This is a genomic window from Inediibacterium massiliense (assembly GCF_001282725.1).
Lineage (GTDB): Bacteria > Bacillota > Clostridia > Peptostreptococcales > Thermotaleaceae > Anaerophilus > Anaerophilus massiliensis.
Genome location: NZ_LN876587.1, coordinates 1,212,689 through 1,230,746 on the forward strand (window position 1 = coordinate 1,212,689; position 18,058 = coordinate 1,230,746).

The 18,058-nt window shown below is 30.8% G+C and carries 19 protein-coding genes and 1 riboswitch; of the genes, 5 read left to right on the forward strand and 14 right to left on the reverse strand.

Translation table 11 applies throughout. The annotated features are described in order from the left end of the window. From BN2409_RS14385 to surE, 7 genes are all read right to left on the reverse strand, one after another. Entirely contained in the window at nt 1–615 is a 615-nt protein-coding gene (locus BN2409_RS14385; protein ID WP_199873050.1) for a histidine phosphatase family protein, read from the reverse strand. 148 nt (nt 616–763) lie between these two features. Beyond that, the gene (locus tag BN2409_RS14390) at nt 764–1,639 is read right to left on the reverse strand and encodes a MurR/RpiR family transcriptional regulator (RefSeq protein ID WP_053957303.1); all 876 of its coding nucleotides are present in this window, start codon (nt 1,637–1,639) and stop codon (nt 764–766) included. A 30-nt stretch (nt 1,640–1,669) separates the two neighbouring features. Further along, nucleotides 1,670–2,209, reverse strand: coding sequence for a 2-oxoacid:acceptor oxidoreductase family protein (locus BN2409_RS14395; RefSeq protein WP_053957304.1), 540 nt, complete (start codon nt 2,207–2,209; stop codon nt 1,670–1,672). A 1-nt stretch (nt 2,210) separates the two neighbouring features. Then, the gene (locus BN2409_RS14400; RefSeq protein WP_053957305.1) at nt 2,211–3,032 is read right to left on the reverse strand and encodes a 2-oxoacid:ferredoxin oxidoreductase subunit beta; all 822 of its coding nucleotides are present in this window, start codon (nt 3,030–3,032) and stop codon (nt 2,211–2,213) included. 1 nt (nt 3,033) lies between these two features. Continuing rightward, nucleotides 3,034–4,173, reverse strand: coding sequence for a 2-oxoacid:acceptor oxidoreductase subunit alpha (locus BN2409_RS14405; protein ID WP_053957306.1), 1,140 nt, complete (start codon nt 4,171–4,173; stop codon nt 3,034–3,036). Further along, a complete protein-coding gene (locus tag BN2409_RS14410) occupies nt 4,160–4,375 on the reverse strand; it encodes a 4Fe-4S dicluster domain-containing protein (protein WP_053957307.1) in 216 nt (71 codons plus the stop codon). The genes BN2409_RS14405 and BN2409_RS14410 overlap by 14 nt, the downstream gene beginning before the upstream one ends. Before the next feature lie 178 nt (nt 4,376–4,553). Continuing rightward, nucleotides 4,554–5,315: a 5'/3'-nucleotidase SurE gene (gene surE, locus BN2409_RS14415; RefSeq protein WP_053957308.1), complete on the reverse strand. Its 762-nt coding sequence runs from the start codon at nt 5,313–5,315 to the stop codon at nt 4,554–4,556. Between the two features lie 85 nt (nt 5,316–5,400). Between surE and BN2409_RS14420 the strand changes: the two genes are divergently transcribed. Continuing rightward, nucleotides 5,401–6,048, forward strand: a complete 648-nt coding sequence (locus tag BN2409_RS14420) for a hypothetical protein (RefSeq protein ID WP_334291717.1) — start codon at nt 5,401–5,403, stop codon at nt 6,046–6,048. Nucleotides 6,049–6,051: 3 nt separating this feature from the next. Here the strand turns inward: BN2409_RS14420 and mnmM are convergent, their stop codons facing one another. Genes mnmM through BN2409_RS14435 form a run of 3 tightly spaced genes read right to left on the reverse strand, consistent with a single transcriptional unit; the run spans nt 6,052 to nt 7,757 of the window. Then, nucleotides 6,052–6,618, reverse strand: coding sequence for a tRNA 5-(aminomethyl)-2-thiouridylate-methyltransferase MnmM (mnmM, locus tag BN2409_RS14425; protein ID WP_053957310.1), 567 nt, complete (start codon nt 6,616–6,618; stop codon nt 6,052–6,054). Between the two features lie 10 nt (nt 6,619–6,628). After that, nucleotides 6,629–7,039, reverse strand: a complete 411-nt coding sequence (locus BN2409_RS14430; RefSeq protein ID WP_053957311.1) for a GNAT family N-acetyltransferase — start codon at nt 7,037–7,039, stop codon at nt 6,629–6,631. Nucleotides 7,040–7,049: 10 nt separating this feature from the next. After that, complete coding sequence (locus BN2409_RS14435; protein WP_053957312.1) at nt 7,050–7,757, reverse strand: pseudouridine synthase; 708 nt, start codon at nt 7,755–7,757, stop codon at nt 7,050–7,052. Between the two features lie 262 nt (nt 7,758–8,019). On the opposite strand from BN2409_RS14435, the gene BN2409_RS14440 reads away from it, so the two are divergent. Further along, entirely contained in the window at nt 8,020–8,319 is a 300-nt protein-coding gene (locus BN2409_RS14440; protein WP_053957313.1) for a hypothetical protein, read from the forward strand. 170 nt (nt 8,320–8,489) lie between these two features. Here the strand turns inward: BN2409_RS14440 and BN2409_RS14445 are convergent, their stop codons facing one another. Beyond that, complete coding sequence (locus tag BN2409_RS14445; RefSeq protein WP_053957314.1) at nt 8,490–9,710, reverse strand: sensor histidine kinase; 1,221 nt, start codon at nt 9,708–9,710, stop codon at nt 8,490–8,492. Nucleotide 9,711: 1 nt separating this feature from the next. Beyond that, complete coding sequence (locus BN2409_RS14450) at nt 9,712–10,389, reverse strand: response regulator transcription factor (protein WP_053957315.1); 678 nt, start codon at nt 10,387–10,389, stop codon at nt 9,712–9,714. 228 nt (nt 10,390–10,617) lie between these two features. On the opposite strand from BN2409_RS14450, the gene BN2409_RS14455 reads away from it, so the two are divergent. Continuing rightward, nucleotides 10,618–11,886, forward strand: coding sequence for an efflux RND transporter periplasmic adaptor subunit (locus BN2409_RS14455; RefSeq protein WP_053957316.1), 1,269 nt, complete (start codon nt 10,618–10,620; stop codon nt 11,884–11,886). Nucleotides 11,887–11,917: 31 nt separating this feature from the next. Then, nucleotides 11,918–15,073, forward strand: a complete 3,156-nt coding sequence (locus BN2409_RS14460) for an efflux RND transporter permease subunit (protein ID WP_053957317.1) — start codon at nt 11,918–11,920, stop codon at nt 15,071–15,073. 92 nt (nt 15,074–15,165) lie between these two features. On the opposite strand, the gene BN2409_RS14465 is transcribed toward BN2409_RS14460, so the two are convergent. Beyond that, nucleotides 15,166–15,933 carry a radical SAM protein gene (locus tag BN2409_RS14465; protein WP_242847971.1) on the reverse strand — a complete coding sequence of 256 codons (768 nt, stop codon included), beginning with the start codon at nt 15,931–15,933 and terminating at the stop codon, nt 15,166–15,168. Nucleotides 15,934–16,000: 67 nt separating this feature from the next. Further along, a complete protein-coding gene (locus BN2409_RS14470; protein ID WP_053957318.1) occupies nt 16,001–16,321 on the reverse strand; it encodes a DMT family transporter in 321 nt (106 codons plus the stop codon). An 89-nt stretch (nt 16,322–16,410) separates the two neighbouring features. Next, nucleotides 16,411–16,506, reverse strand: a riboswitch (guanidine-I (ykkC/yxkD leader). A gap of 206 nt (nt 16,507–16,712) precedes the next feature. Here BN2409_RS14470 and BN2409_RS14475 point away from each other — a divergent pair. Beyond that, nucleotides 16,713–17,963: a metallophosphoesterase family protein gene (locus BN2409_RS14475; protein ID WP_053957319.1), complete on the forward strand. Its 1,251-nt coding sequence runs from the start codon at nt 16,713–16,715 to the stop codon at nt 17,961–17,963. Nucleotides 17,964–18,058: the final 95 nt, after the last annotated feature.

An 18,058-nucleotide genomic window follows, 5' to 3' on the forward strand; every position in this document is an offset into this window, starting at 1 on the left:
CTACTTTATATTTTCTAGATGGCAAGTATCATTTAGGGACACAAGTACAGGTCCATAATCTTTAAAATCAATAATATTAATACAAGTATTATCTAAACTTATTTTATAAAAATTAGAAAGATCTATATCCATAATACCAAGTAAAATAGACTTGATAGCTACTCCATGAGAAACAATGACAATATTTTTACCCTCATTTTCTTTCACTATATCATATACTGCCCTTAAAGCTCTTTTTTGTACTTCTACTAATGTCTCTCCTCCAGGAATTTGTGCTTCATGAGGTTGGTCTCTCCAAACTGTATAGTGGCTTTTATAAGTTTTTTGAATTTCATCCATAGTAAGTCCTTCCCAATCACCAAAAGACATTTCTCTTAAATCGTTTATTTTAGAAACAGGTATCCCTATTTTTTCTCCTAAAGTTAAAGCCGTCTCATAGGCTCTATCTAAGTTGCTGCTATAGATAGAATCAATTTTATATTTTTTCATTTTTTCTGCCAAAAGAGCAGCCTGCATTTTTCCTTTGTCTGTTAGTTCGATATTTTGAGAACCTTGTGCTCTAAATTCTAAGTTCCATTTTGTTTGTCCATGTCTTACTAAGTATAATCTAGTCATTATTTTTCCCCCTTTAAAATGTCAAATTTATTATACCATTAAATGAATATATTTCTTATTATTTTTCCCTATTTATTAAAAAAATTCTCATATTCTTATTCAAACTATCATAAAATAAAAAGCTACGGAAACTCCGTAGCCTTTTATTTTATAATATGGTATTTTTGTCATTATACACATTATGTTTTTCCCAAATGTGCTCTAATGTATTAAATGTATTGGCTATTTCTGATTTTTCTCTCATTCCTACCGCAACTACTAAAGCATTAATCAAACTTAAAGGTGCCACTAAAGAATCTACAAAAGATGCCATATGACTTCTGGCAATAAGTGTATAATCTGAAATAGCTGCAATAGGAGAAACTTTACTATCTGTAATTCCTACAACTAAAGCTCCCTTTTCCTTTGTAAAGTTTATTGCATTTAATGTATTGGCAGAATATCTTGGAAAACTCATTCCTATTACTACATCATCTTTTCCTACTCTTAACATTTGTTCAAATACATCACTTACTCCAGGTGTTACAATTTTTACATTGTCCAATATAAGGTTTAAATAAAATCCCAAATATTCAGCTAACGTACTTGAACTTCTAAGGCCTATAATATAAATTCTTTTGGCATTGAAGATACTATCTACAACATTTTGAAAAACATCATCATCAATCTCTTCAATAGTAGCTTTAATGTTATCCATATCTTCTTTTAAAACCTTCTTGAGCACTGCTCCTTCATTTGTATAGTCATTAGACATTTCAAGTCTTTGTACCGTAGTAAGTTTTGTCTTAATCAGTTCTTGCAGTTCTTGTTGAAGTTGTGGATATCCTTCATATCCTAACGCATTTGCAAAACGTACAACTGTAGACTCACTTACTCCTACTTTGTTTCCTAATTTAGATGCAGTCATAAAAGCAGCTTTATCATAATTATTCATAATAAATTGAGCAATTAATTTTTGACCTTTACTCAGTCTTGAAAAACTTTTCTGTATGATTTTTATTAAATCTACACGATCATCTCTCATGAAAATTTTCCTTTCGAGCTGAATTAAATTTTATCCTCTAGCAATCAGTTTATATCCTTCTTCTAGAGCTTTTTTGTTTAAATCTTCTGTCCCTTTTGGTACTCTGTTTAAAACAGCAGCTTCTAAAGATTCTTTAGACGCTATATTCATTATACCATTTATTGCGCCAATTGCAATAATATTTGCGACCATCGGTTTTTTTAACGCTTCACTTGCAGTTTGTAGAATTGGAATTCGAATAACTTCTTTTGATACTATATCAGAAGAAACCTCTACACTTGAATCTACTAATACAATAGTATTTTCTTTTGTATCATTTGCATATTTATTACAAGCTACCTGTGTTAAAGATAGTAATAAGCCAACATTTTGAACTTTAGGAAAGTCTATTTCCTCACTACTAATGATTACTTCTGCTTTACTAGCACCTCCACGAGCTTCAGGCCCATAGGATTGAGATTGGATAGCATTTTTCCCATCCATAATAGCAGCTTCTGCTAAAATGATTCCTCCTAAAATAAGACCTTGCCCTCCTGAACCAGTTAATCTTAATTCTATTTGTTTAGACATACTATCTCTCCTTTATAAATCTATCAATGATTTTTTGATATGACTCTGTATATTCTGGAGCTTGAGTATTTTTAAACTCTCCAATTACAAACTTTCCTTCTAATTGCTCTGGTGACATTTTTTGTGCTGCTTTTACATCTACTGCATGATCTTTTTGCCATTTTAAAATATCCACAGCTGAACCCTTTTTATTTTTTCTTGCATAATATGTTGGACAGTTACTTAAACCTTCAATCAATGAAAATCCTTTGTTTTTAATACCATTTTCAATTAATTTAATCATTTGATTTGCATGATAAACAGTTCCTCTAGCTACATAAGTAGCTCCTGCACCATCTACAAGCTTTGGAATATCAAAAGGTCTATCTACATTTCCAAAAGGTGCTGTAGTACCTAAATCTCCAGTAGGCGTTGTAGGAGAGAATTGTCCTCCTGTCATTCCATAAATATTGTTATTAAATACAATTGTTGTAATATCAATATTTCTTCTTGCTGCATGAATTAAATGGTTTCCTCCGATGGCTGTTGCATCACCATCTCCAGTAATTACGATTACTTCAAGTTCTGGTCTAGCCATTTTTACACCTGTTGCAAAAGCTAACGCTCTACCATGAGTAGTATGAAGCGTATTAAAGTTCATATATCCTGGTGCTCTCGAAGAACATCCTATTCCAGATACGATACATACTTTATCTCTATCTAATCCTAAATTGTCAATTGCTTGTGCAATGGCTCTCATTAAAGTACCATGACCACATCCAGGACACCAAATATGGGGTAATTTGTTCATTCTAAAATAATCTTGAATCAATGGGCTCGTCATCCTAGATTACCTCCTCAATTTTAGATAGTATCTCATCAGGAGTAATAATATCACCATTTACTTTTCCAATATGGAAAATCTCTGATGCACCTTTTACCACTCTCTCAACTTCCATCACTAATTGTCCATAGTTTAATTCTGCAACAATAATACCTTTTGTTTTTTGTGCGAATTCTTGTACTTGTTTTTCTGGAAAAGGCCAAATAGTAACTGGTCTAAACATACCAACCTTTAATCCTTTTTCTCTAGCTTTTTTTACCGCACTCTTTGCAGATCTTGCACTTCCTCCATAAGAAAATACAACGATTTCTGCATCTTCCATACAAAACTCTTCATAAGTTACAATATCATCTATATTATCTTCTATTTTTTTCATAAGTCTAGTACAAAGTTGATCTGCTATTTCATGGCTATTTACTGGGAATCCAGATTCATCATGAACAAGACCTGTTACATTGTATCTAAAACCATCTCCAAATCCTGCCATAGGTGAAACATATTCCCCTTCTTCTACATGATATGCTAAATAGTTTTGATCCCCTTTTTCAGGTCTTTTGCGATCAATAATTTCTAATTCACTAGGATCAGGAATCGCAATTCCTTCTCTCATATGGCCTACAATTTCATCTAATAATAATATAACCGGTGTTCTATATTTTTCAGCAAGGTTAAATGCTCTTACTGTTAAATCAAAAGTTTCTTTTACAGAAGATGGAGATATAGCAATCACTGGATGATCTCCATGAGTTCCCCATCTTGCTTGCATTACATCTCCTTGGGATGGAGAAGTAGGAAGTCCAGTACTTGGGCCATGTCTTTGCACATTTACAATCACACATGGAACTTCTGCCATAGCAGCATAACCAATATTTTCTTGTTTTAATGAAAATCCAGGACCACTTGTAGCAGTCATAGCTTTCACTCCTGTAAGAGCAGCTCCTATTGTAGCAGCCATTCCTGCAATTTCGTCTTCCATTTGAATGAATTTTCCGCCTACTTTAGGGAGTTTCTCAGCAGATCCTTCTGCAATTTCTGTCGAAGGAGTAATCGGATATCCTCCATAAAAACGCATTCCAGCAGCAATAGCTCCCTCCACACAGGCTTCATTCCCCTGCATAAGTTTGATATTATTTTTCTTCATCTTCTATACCTCCTAGATAAATTGCATAATCAGGACAGCGAAGTTCACATAAACCACATTTTATACAGTTTTCTAAATCAACTATTTCAATCTTTTCATTTTTTAACGCAAGTACCTTCTTAGGACAGAATTCCACACAAATTCCACAACCCTTACACCAGCTTTTTTTAATAATCAATTTCTTTTCGTTTTGGTTGGCCATTTTATCTTTCACTCCATTTCAAGATAATGTTTTCCTTACATTCATCATAACAAAAAAAAATATGAAATGCAATTTATATTTCATATTTTTAAGAAAATATACAATAATGCAATTTTACTTTCAAATCACATGCAAGTTTACCATTATTATTGTATGCATTTATTCAGTGTTAATTCTTTTATAATTGAATATCCCATTTTTTTACTTTTTTCATCAAATCAAATCTTGTCAAATCAAAGTGAATAGGTGTAATAGCTATATAATTGTTTTCTATGCTATATGTATCTGTTCCCTCTTCGTTTTTTTCATCTACTAGCTCTCCACCTAACCAATAATAAGCTTCTCCCCAAGGATCTTTTCTTTCAATAAATGTATTATTATATTTTCTAACTCCTAATGTGGAAATATGTACTCCTTTTATTTCTTCTTTTGTACAATTCGGAACATTCACATTAAGCAATGTATCTGGTGGTAATTTGTTTTCTATCAATTTTTTTGCTATCTTGGTAGAAAATTCAGCAGCACAATTATAATCAAGATCTTTAAAAGATGCTAAAGATATAGCCACAGAAGGATATCCTAAAATTGCTCCTTCAATAGCTGCTGATACTGTTCCAGAATACAAAACATCTGTTCCTAAATTAGGTCCTTTATTAATTCCTGAAAAAACCATATCTATTTTTTCTTTAATCAATCCTTGGATTCCAATTTTTACACAATCTGCTGGTGTTCCACTCACTGCCCAGGCATCAAAATCTTCATCAAAAAATTTCACTTTTTCTGCTCGAATAGGTTCATGCATGGTAATAGCATGTCCTGTAGCACTTCTTTGTCTATTTGGAGCTACAACATAAACCTTTCCTACTTTAGATAATGCACAAGCTAAACTATATATTCCTGGTGCAAAAATACCATCATCATTTGTCACTAATATATTCAAATTTATTACCTCCATTTACATAGAATTCTTATTATAGTAATTTGTCATATAACCAATACTATGAGTATAACATTTTTTATAAGGAGTGATTGTATTGATTCAAATTGACGACTCAGGAAGCGGAAGTTTAATTGGCGGTACTTGTATTGGTGCTATGCGTAAAGAAACAAAAGAATATGCCTTTGATATTATTCCTCTACAATTTTATCACGATCATGCTTTTGAAAAAAAATTATATTTAAATTATGTAATCACTATCATCAAAGATTTGTTTGATAAACTAGAAGTAAGTAAAAATGAAGAAATAGAAGTATGTAGAGGATATATGTTTGACGAACTTAGGATTTACTTAAAAGAAGAAGGTTATCATTTTCATAATACTATTATTGAAGATCCTCTACAATCACAAATTGAAAAAACCTTTGAAGAATATACAATTTCCTTAGGTCTTCCTCCACAGTTTTTAAATTATACCAAATACCCTTTTCATTTTCATCGCCTTTTAAGATGGGTATATGCCGATTATGAAAATCGGTGTTCTCTTTGTAAAACCGGTTGGAAAAGTTGGAAAAAGTATGGAAACCTAGATCTTGAAATCGAAGAAACTCATTTGGATCATTCTAAATATAGATGCTTAAAATGTTTTCAAAAAATAGAAAACAATTCTCATGTAAAGGTATTAAAATATCATAGCAATAAACCAAATATCATCTACCTTCATATGAATTGTTAAAATTTATTTTTTGATAATCCCTAAAATCATTGGAGGTTTTTTGTTTTGGTTTGTATAACTAATTTCAAATACATGATATGTAGTAGAATCAAGATTTTTTGTAAATTTTAGTATTCTTTCCTTTTCTACTTCTCCTTCTTCATGCCCTGGATAAATAACCATTATAGTCAGCCCTTCTTTTTTTAATAATGTTAAAGATTTTTGAAGAGCTGATATGGTTGTATGAGCCTTTGTAACAATTTCATGATCTCCCTTTGGAAGATATCCTAAATTAAAAATAATAGCACAAACCTCTTCTTTGATATACTGATCCATATTTTCATGTCCATCTTGAATCAGACAAACATTTTCAATTTTATTTTCTTGCAACAATCTTTTTGTATTCTCAATAGCCAAATCTTGTATATCAAAAGAAAATACTCTTCCATCTTCTCCAACCATATTAGCTAAAAAAAGAGTATCATGTCCATTTCCCATAGTAGCATCTACTACTACATCTCCTTTATGGATGATATCTTTTAAAATTTCTTGTGCAAAATTTGTCGGTCTTGTTAGTGTTTTGATATTCATTTTGCCACCTCTATTTCTTATGTTTGCATCCTTGTAAAAAATAATCTGGTAAAGTAACAAATAATAAATTTTTATCTGCATCATCTTTTTTAAATCTTAATTTTTCAAAAAAAGAAGCATACTCCTTTGGATTTACATATACTTTTTGAATACCTTTGTAATTTGCTAAATTTAAAACAGATTTTACAATAGCATCTCCTAAATATTCATTTTGTCTCTCTTTTTTTACTACTACAAATGAAAGGCTGCATTGATTTTCTTGATAATTAAACCCTCCTGCTCCAACAGGTATTTCATTATCATAGGCAATCATACAATTTGAAATATCTTTTTTTATATCTTCTAGATCTATGTCATACAAACCTACTAATTGTTCAATCACTTGTATTTCATTCTCTGTAGCTGGTTTGATTTCTAACATTTTATCCCCCCTAACTATTTTTTAAATAATTCACTTCTTCCTTTGTAAGGTTTCTCCATTTGCCTTCTTCTAAATCATTCATTTTGATTTCTCCTATAGAAACTCTTTTTAATGCTACAACAGGATGATTAATTTGATCAAACATTCTTCTGATTTGTCTATTCTTTCCTTCATGAATCATTACTCTTGTTGTACAAAAGACTCTACTCTGTTTGATCATTTCAATATGGGCAGGGGCTGTTATATATCCTCCTATGTCTACACCATTTTTAAACTTCTTCAATTCTTCTTTTGTGGGTACTCCTTTTATTTTAGCAATATATGTTTTTTTTACTTCATGCTTTGGATGCGTAAGATGATATGTAAAATCTCCATCATTCGTTAAAAGTAAAAGTCCTGAAGTATCAAAGTCAAGTCTTCCTACAGGATAAATCCTTTCATTTATATCTTTTACTAAATCAAGTACTGTAGGTCTACCAAATTCATCAGATACAGTAGTTACATATCCTTTTGGTTTGTTTAACATTATGTATACATTTTTTTGTTCTAACTCAATAAAATTCCCGTCTACATATATTTTATCCTTTGTAGGCTCAATTTCAACTCCCATATCCTTTACAACTTGATCGTTTACTTTTACTCTTCCTTCTTTTATCATTTCTTCTGCTTTTCTTCTAGATGCAATTCCTGCATGAGCAATATATTTTTGTAGTCTCATTTTTTGTCTCCTTTATCATATGTACATATCTATTATATATTCTATACCATATTTTGTTCAAATATATTTCATTTTTATCTCTATAGAAAAAAGCTAAAGATTTTTTCAGATATAATCCTTAGCTTTTGAATGCTCAATACAGTTCAAAAAGATATTAGAAAAATATGACTAGAACAAATGATATTAATATAGACAATTATAGGTTGTTTTTATAATATATACATATACACAATATGTATAATTTCATTAAAGGAGTCTTATTATGAAAGCAAAAAAAATATTAGGCCTGTTTTTATTAATATTAATCCCATTTTCAATTGTATTCTCTTTCAAATTTCCTAATGGCTTTGTATTAGGCGAAGTTATTTTAAAAAATATAGGAATATCTATATATTCTAATCTAAACACTGGATTGTATTTTCCTGGAATATTGGCTTTAATCTTTTTAGCAACAGGTTGGATAGGATCTAGTAAATTGCTAAAAAATAAATACCCTAAATTAGTTAAAAATCTCTTTTGGTTTATATTCATTTTTTTAATTTTACTAAAATCTATGAATTGAATTAGTCTAAAAATATGTAAATGTCTTGTATTATAGCAAAAATCATTTCATTAATTAACACTATATTCATATAGTGAACCATTCTCAGCTAAGTATTCTTCAAACAAAAAAAGCAAAGCAGATTCATACAGACCGAAATCTACTTTGCTCCTAAATGCATTAATGCCTCTCTACTTTTCCATAGGAAAAACGACTGTAAACTCTGTTCCTTTCCCTACATCACTTACAACATGAATCTTTCCATTATGTTCATTGATAATACATTTTGCAATGGCTAAACCTAATCCTGAACCTCCATAGTTCCTTGAGCGTGATTTATCAACTCTATAAAATCTATCAAAAATATGGTTTAGACATTCCTTTGGAATCCCTTCCCCAGTATCTTTGACGGATAGTTGGAATGTGTTTATACCAATATCCAATCTTAATTCGATGATTCCTCCCCTATTTGTATACTTTATTGCATTGTCCAATAATATAGTTATCAGTTGCTTGATTTTAAACTCATTTCCCCAAAAGGTCACATCTTCTTTATTATGCAAAATTAATTCTAATCCTTTTTTCTGAGCAAGGGGCATAAAAGTATCTTTTACTTTGCATAAAAGACCACTTAGATCAAAAGGTTCTTTAAACCATTCATCATCTTTCGCATCTGATCTTGCTAAAAACAACAAATCATCAATAAGTTTTTTTAACCGCTCTAACTCACTTTGAACATTTATAAGCCACTTACTTTGACTAGCAACAGTTTCATTTTCATTTTCCATTACTATTTCTAAATTTGAAGTTACTACTGCAAGAGGGGTGCGAAGCTCATGGGATGCATCTGCCACAAAGGTATTTTGTTTTTCCCAAGAAACTCTAACTGGCTTAATGGCTTTGTTGGCAAGAAAAAGACTTATGAAAAAAACTAGTGCTAAACTGATTAACCCTATATATATAGAAATCCGAATAAGCCATTTGAAAATGTCTTTCTCCCTGCTATTATCAAGAAATACCATAATCAATCCGTATTCCTTTGGAACCTTTAAAAATTTTAGCCTATAATTGTTATTTTCAATATTACCATTCTTACTTTCTTTTCTTAGAACAATTTCTTTTAATTCTTCAACATCTTCTTTTGAAATAAAAAATTCTGAAGAATGCTCTATAATTTCTCCTGATGTATTTACCTTGATAAAAAAGCTTCCTAAAGCTACTTTTCTTCCATCAGGTGTACTAATTGAAGGGAATAAATGCTCTTCTTGTGCAATAGTATTCATCAACATATATGATTGCTGATTCATTCCGTGTTGCATCATAAAATATAGTCCAGAAAAAATGATGAGCAGTACAATAGTTAATAAAATAACATTAATTGAAATAAGTTTCATTTTTAGTTTTTGAAACATGTTAATTTATCTCCTTCACACAATAGCCTCTTCCCCTGAAGGTTTCAATAATGACGTTGCAGTTTAATAATGCAAGCTTCTTTCTAAGATAAGAAAGATATACTTCAATATTATTAAGTTCTATGTCCGATTGGAAACCCCATATTTTTTCCAACAATTGTTCCTTTGTAACAACCATATTTTTATTTTTAATAAGTATTTCAAAAATCTGTGACTCTTTTGATGAAAGCTTTGTTATTTTGCCATCTATATTTATTTCCCCTTTTAAAGTATTAAATATTATGTTTCCGATTTTTATTTCTTCGTTTATAATTGTTTCTGTTTGTCTTCTTCCTAAAGCTCTTACTCTTGCTAATAGTTCTTGGTTTGAGAAAGGCTTTATTACATAATCGTCTGCTCCGCTGTTTAAACCTTCAACTCTGTCTTTGATGGCATCCTTTGCAGTTAATATAAGTACAGGCGTTGTAATTCTTTGGCTTCTTATTGCCTTTAAAACTTCAACTCCTTCCTTTCCAGGCAACATCCTATCTAGAATAATAATATTATAAATCCCTGTTTCAGCCATTTCCTGACCTGTTATACCATCAAAAGCTGTATCAACTATATAATTATTCTTTTTCAAAATATATTCAAGAGCTTCAGAGAGACGTAATTCATCCTCAACAAGCAATATTCTCATTTTTTCACCGCTTTCCTTATTTTATGACTTTATTATACATGATTAACCTTAAGAGTAGCTTAATAAATTATTTATCATTTTTTAAGGAAAGATTAAGCTTACTGATTTAATATAGACTTTGTAGCTCATTTTAATGAAGGATATCTATCTAAAATAGTACCTAAAGTTGATGATTTACAATTGCTTTTATATAGCAAAAACGTACAAATATATTTTGGAGGTATGGATATGAAGGTTATTAAAAATAAGAAATCCATTTATCTAATTATGGCCGCTGTTGTAGTTGTAATTGCTGTCCTTGGGATTGTAAACAACAAAAAAGTAAGTTCTGCTGATATGAAGGAATCAGCCGTTTCTACCAGTGTTGAAACCCAGAAAATAGCTCCTAAATCTATTGAAGAATATATCAATGTATCTTCAAAGGTAGCTGGAAATAATGAAATATCTGTCATCCCTGAGGTAAGCGGTACAGTAAAAAATGTATATGTCAATCTAGGAGATACGGTAAAAGCTGGGGATGTTTTATTTGAAATAGATGATACAAATCTAAAATTACAAGTAAAACAAGCAGCAGCTTCTCTTGCTTCCGCACAGGCAAGTTATGAAATGAATGTGGGAGCAACTCTTCAAAATCAGGTAATGCAGCAGCAAGCTTCTGTGGATTCATATGAAATCCAGTATAATGACTTAATCAAAGACCTTGAAAAGACTAAAATTTTATATGAGTCTGGAGCCGTATCAAAGCATGAATTGGATACTTTACAGTCTAGTACGGATAAAATGAAGCTTCAGCTTGATACTGCAAGAGAAAATTTGAAACTAACCAAGGAAAAAATTATAGATGGAACAAAAAAGACAGGGCAAGCATCTATAGCTCAAGCTCAGATAGCATTAGAAATAGCCCAAACTCAACTAGAAAAAACAAAAGTAAAAGCAGAAATTGATGGAGTAATTAGTACTTGCAATGTAACACTAGGATCAATAGTTTCAATGCAAAGTCCAGCTATGACTATTGTAAACACGGACAAACTCAAGTTTTCCTTTAATATATCAGACGATTATATAAACAAAGTTTTTGTAGGATCAAAAGCATATATCACCATATCATCAGCATCAGATAAGCCTTATGAAGGTACGGTTACCTATATTTCTCCAGCAGCAAACAGTACGACAATGTTGTATCCAATAGAAGTGTATCTTGATAAACAAGACAATCACATAAAATCTGGTATGTTTGCTTCTCTAAAACTTGTTGTAGATAAAAAGGAAAATAGTATTTCGGTTCCATTGAATGCAGTTATTAAAAAAGGTAGTGAAAATTTTGTTTATGTTGTTGATGGAAATAATATGGCACACAAAAGAATTGTTCAAACAGGAATAAAAAATGATGTGAATATAGAAATAATAGATGGAGTAAAAATAGGTGAATTAGTAGTTGTGAAAGGTCAAAGCTTCGTCTCAGATGGAAACAAAGTAAATATTACGGCCAAGAATTGAGATTCCTACGAACAGAAAGGACTGATAAAAAATGGATTTTGCAAAAATTTCAATTAAAAGGCCTGTAACAATATTTGTAGCAATGGCAATCGTACTGATTCTTGGAGTAGTTTCTATAAGTAAAATGCAGATGGCTCTGACACCTGACGTAGATATGCCTATTGCAGTTATTATGACCCAATATTCAGGGGCAGGCCCAGAAGAAGTAGAAAACCTCGTTACAGAAGTTATAGAAGGTGCTGTAGCAAATGTAGAAAATATAGATTCTATTTCCTCCACATCTTCAGAAGGGGTATCTACAGTAATAGTACAATTTAATTATGGAATAGATCTAGATAAGTCCATAAACTCTATACGGGATAAATTAGGTACAGTCAGTCACATGCTTCCAGATGATGCAAATTCTCCTACAATCATGAAATTTGATATGAATTCTCAGCCTATAGCAAATATAGCTGTTACTTCTAAAAATATGGATAAAGATGCACTAAAAATATTTTCTGAAGATACGATACAACCTCGTATTGAAAGACAGCCAGGGGTTGCTTCTGTTGCTATTACTGGTGGTTATGAAAAAGAAATTAAAATCCAAATTGATCCTGAAAGAATGGAAGGACTTGGACTTACTATAGGAAATATTGGTCAAACATTAGCTTCTGAGAATACAAACCAAGCTGGGGGAAGTATTAAATATGGAGAAAATTCCCTTACTATAAGTAGTAAATTAAAAATGGAGAATATTGATGATATAAAGGCAACACCTATTAAGCTTTCTAGTGGAGCTGTTATTGGGTTGCAAGAAATCGCCGAAATAACAGAAGTGAATAAAGAAATTAAGTCTATCAGTCGTTATAATGGAGAAGAAAGTATCCTGATATCCGTAACAAAAGCCAGCGATGGAAATACAGTTACTACAGTAAATGCAATTAAAAAAGAAATTGAAAAAATTTCTAAAGCATATAGTGATATTGATATAGATATAGTAAATGAATCTGGAAGTGTCATTGAAAATTCTGTAAATAACGTAATATCCAATATTTTCATTGGTGGAATACTTTCAATTCTAATACTTTTTATTTTCTTAAAAAATGTGAGTCTGACTGGAGTTATCGCTGTTTCTATGCCATTATCTGTTATTGGTAGCTTTGTTTTACTCTATTTTTCTGGAACAACACTCAATATGATTTCACTGGGAGGTCTTTCAATCGGTGTGGGTATGCTTGTAGACAACTCAGTTGTAGTATTGGAAAATATATATAGATATAGAACGACAGAAAGTTTTAGTAAAATAGGAGGAACCTACAGGGGTACAAAAGAGGTAGCATTATCAGTAGCAGGCTCTACCCTTACAACAATAGCAGTTTTTATACCTTTTATCTTTGCAAGTGGTTTGCTATTAGAAATGATGATGGATCTTGCTTTTGCAGTAGTTTTTTCATTGATCATGTCACTTATAGTTGCGGTTACGGTTGTTCCTATGTTGAGTGCAAATTATGTAAATAACATACATAATAGTAGGGCTCCAAAACCTCTTAACTTTATTAATCATTTGCTAGATTCATTTGATAAATTTATCAAACATATCGGCAATATATATGAGAAAGCTCTTAACTGGTCTTTACATCACAAGAAGAGAACCGTACTCATCATTGTTAGTATTTTTATAGCTTCACTTTTCTTGATGCCTTTTGTTGGCATTGAACTAATGCCTTCTTCGGATGAAGGAACCTTTACTGTAAAGGTAGAAGCTCCTAAGGGTAGCAAGCTTGAGAGTGTAAATGAGCTTTCCTTAAAAAGTGAAGAAATACTAGAAAAAATACCAGAAATAAAGTCAATGACCGTTTCAATGTCTGGCTCATCAGATGGTATGAATTCCTTAAGGGGTGGAGGAAGTGCAGAAAGTTCAATTACTGTTAAATTGATAGATAAAAAAGAAAGAAGCAAAAATATTGAACAAATTATGGAAGAAGTAAGAAATCTTACAAAGAATATTGCTGGAACAAAAATTGCAGTTTCCGCTTCTTCAAGTATGGGCTCTTTAGCAGGAGGAGGCGTTACAGTAGAAATTCATGGTGAAGATTTAGATACAATGAAAGAAATCAGCGATAAAATCCAGCAACAAATGGCTAAGATACAGGGATTAAGACAGATAAAAAGCTCCCTAGAAGAACAAAACCAACAAGTTGCACTTAAAATAGACAAAGACAAAATAAGGCACTATGGTCTTACGGGTTCACAAGTATCTTCACAGGTTAGAAATATCATTTCTGGACATACAGCAACAACTTTAAAGGTAGACGGATCAGAAATGGATATAAGAATTGTATATCCAGAAAAATTCGTAACAACATTGACCAATCTTGGTGATATCAGAATTAGCACAGGAACAGGAGCATATATTCCCCTTTCTTCTATTGCTAATATTACAATGGAGGACGTTCCATCATCTATCCAAAGATCTGATCAAACTCGTTATATAACAGTTACCAGTGATGTTTTTGGCCGTGCCTCTGGTAGTGTGGGAAATGAAGTACAGGATATCATCAATCAAATGACTTTTCCAGATGGCTATACTGTCTCCCTTGGAGGAGCTAATGAAATGATGGAAGAAACTTTCAGCTCACTTTTTCTAGTAATTATTTTGGCCATAATTCTTGTATACTTAGTTATGGCTGCACAATTTGAATCGCTGATCAATCCTTTTATCATTATGTTTACCATCCCATTAGCCTTTACTGGTGCAATATTGTTACTTTTTATAACTGGAGAGTCCCTAAGCATGATGGCATTGATCGGTTGCCTAGTACTTGTAGGAATTGTTGTAAACAATGGTATTGTCCTTGTAGATTATATTAATATCTTGCGTGAAAGAGATGGATATGATTTAGAAGAAGCTATCTTAAAAGCTTGTCCTACAAGGCTTCGTCCTATACTTATGACCGCCATGACTACGATTCTTGGACAGTTGCCACTTATATTCTCTAATGGGTCAAATAGCGAAATGCTAAAGGGGATGGGTCTTGTAATTGCTGGAGGACTTGCAGCATCTACTTTCCTTACCTTGTTCTTTGTACCAATGCTTTATATTTATTTTGATAAGTTTGCAAATAAAGTAAGAAAATTATTAGGAATAAAACCTAAAATGAAACAATTAGAGATCGAACAAGAACTAAGTGAAAGCATATAAGGGTTATCTTTTAACCTTTACAACACTATTGCTAATAATAAGGCTCCTAAGTTGCTAGGAGCCTTTATTTTGTACTATATATTTTTTTAAAATTATAAAGAAAACATATCACTTCTTTTTATTTTAAATGCTTTACTTCCTAAATTCTTTATTTCTCTCCTTGATTCTCTATAAATATCTAGTAATTCATTTGAAATTTCCTCAAATCTTTTATCTGTTATACCAAGTTTTTTCTTAAATCTTTCATCTTCTATTCTTTCAATGATTATATTATTCGGAGATATTTCCTTAATAATATTTTTTATCTTCTGAATTGATTCTTCATCATCGTTATAACCCTTAATAATAGTAATTTCAAATATAAATTTTCCTTTGTATTGTTTATTAAAAGAAACCATATTTGAAATGTATTCTACTAACGTATACCCTTCAATAGGTCTTTGGATTTTTTGAAAATCTTTTTCTGTGATTACTTTTATCTCTCCAACAACCTCATCACATTTATTAGCAATTTTTATATATTCATCTCTACCTAGTAAATATCCATTAGAAAGAAGTCTCACAGGTAAACCTTTGACTTTGATAAAGTCAATAATATCAGCAATTCTATCATTTACTAAGGCTTCTCCTTTTGAGTTAATAAAGATTAATTCTGCTTTTGTACTTTCTATCATTCTTTCTAGTTCAATCAATGAAATATCTATTTTATCAAATGACCTTTGGGTATCTACCTTATTTTGAGACCTTCCAATAGGACAAAATATGCAGTCAAAATTACAATACTTTTCTGGAAGTATATCAACCTCCAGTACCCTTCTTCCATCTTCAATATAAATATCTTTGTAACTAAAAACACCCATTATCAGGTCCTCCTCTTTCAGTAATATTATTACTTATTTTTTGTTATTTTTAAACTATATAGGATTATTAATCTATTGGTATTAATTTCAGACCAACGATTCCAAAAACTATAAATGCAATACAAATCATACGCATTACATTAATGGGTTCTTTAAATAAAATAATACCTAAGACTACAGTACCAACAGTTCCTATACCTGTCCAAATTGCATATGCATTGCCTAGTGGTAAGCTTTTTAAAGACAATGATAAAAAATAGAAGCTTGCAACCATTCCTATAACAGTTAATATACTAGGTGATATTTTTGTAAATCCTTGTGAATACTTCATGCCCATTACCCAGCCTACTTCTAAAAAACCTGCTATAACTAAATAACTCCATTCCATAAACTTTACCTCCCTAAATCAATAGTTAAAGTTGTCTCATAGCCTTTTAAAGAAAAAAAATAAAAAGCCTAAGGAAATATTATAAAAATATCTCCCAGGCTTTTATCCTTCCGTGTACACAGTTACCTGTGCGTCTTCTCTCGGACCAGCCAGTTGTAAACTGCGGAACCCTAGAAAACTTAAATGTATATTTAATTATAATCTACAAATTAAAATTACAATTAATTTTAGCATAATATAAAAGATTTATCAACTAAATGAATCAAAGGGATAGGTACTTTGATTTCAAATGTGATTCCAGGTTCTTTTTGTTTCTAGAAATATATGGTATTCTAAAAGAAGATTATTAACCTTTATTACATAAAGTTCATCCGAAAGACTCGTGATAAGAATGAAAGAAAAACGTGTAGCAATAATATCAGATATCAATGCAAATAGATATGTTCTTGAAAGTTTTTTAAACTATATTCATAACAAAGATATTGATCATATTATCAATTTAGGTAATTTTCTAAAAAACGGACCTCATCCTCAAGAAGTAATAGAGATGATTACTACAGACAAAAGATTTATCAACTTATTAGGAGCAGATGAGTATGATCTGTTTTACAATGAAAATAAAGAAGAACCATGTTTATATGAAAACTGGATGAAAGATAGATGTAAAAATGAAATATTAGAAAAGATAAAAACATTTCCTGTATCTTTGCCACTTGAAATGTTTGGGCAAAAAGTATTGCTAATGACTCATGATTTAGGAGAAGATAGTCTAGGTCATGAACACTGGAATATACGTGCTTTAATTTTAAAATCAAATATTGTGAGAAAAATAGATATTACAAACATACTTGAATATGATTATATTTTTTGTGGGCGAAAAGGGGTACAAGAATTAAAGGTAGAGAATTTTTCATCAGATCATCCAGTAACCATTCTTTGCCCAGGGAATTTGTCTTGTTTAAGAGATAATTTAATGACTTTTGCAATGTTAGTTTTTAAAGAGAATGAAGGTGAAGTTTCTTTTAAAAAAATTTCTTATGATATAAACCAAGTATTCAGAGATTTATATGACTTAGATGTTCCTGATAAAGAAAGCATTATTAATGAAATATATAAAGTACAAAATGTAGAAACCCTACTAGATGAAGATAATTATTTGAAAAAATATGCAAAACAAGAAGGGGATGTAGTCATTTATACAAACCATTCTGAAGATCACATGGATAGAAAATATAAGGAATTTTGGGATAAAATATTAATGTATATGATACCTACATGTAGGTATGTAGAATTTGGTTGCTGGAAAAATGACACATTTATTATGACTGAACTTGAAGAAATAGCACACATCATATCAATAGAAAAATATGGATGTGAACAAATGAGTATTACTTGTATGATCAATGAAGATATTATGGAGCTATTAGCAAAAGATTTTATAACAGAAAATGGTAGCTTTAAATGGTTTGAGCTAACTTTATTAAAAGAAATGGATAATGAAGATGACGAGGATGATGATTCCTTAATATTAAATACAAGACATTTTGGAACTGAATATTGTTTATATCATTTAACAAAAGAACAAACAAAATATATCAAGTCCCTATGTAATCAATATGGTTTGAAATATAATATTTTTTAAGAAGGGGTAAATTATGGCTTTCTTCATTTTTTTAATAACATTCATTATATGTTTGTGTATATCGTACATTTTAATGTTGTGTATACCTTTTGATA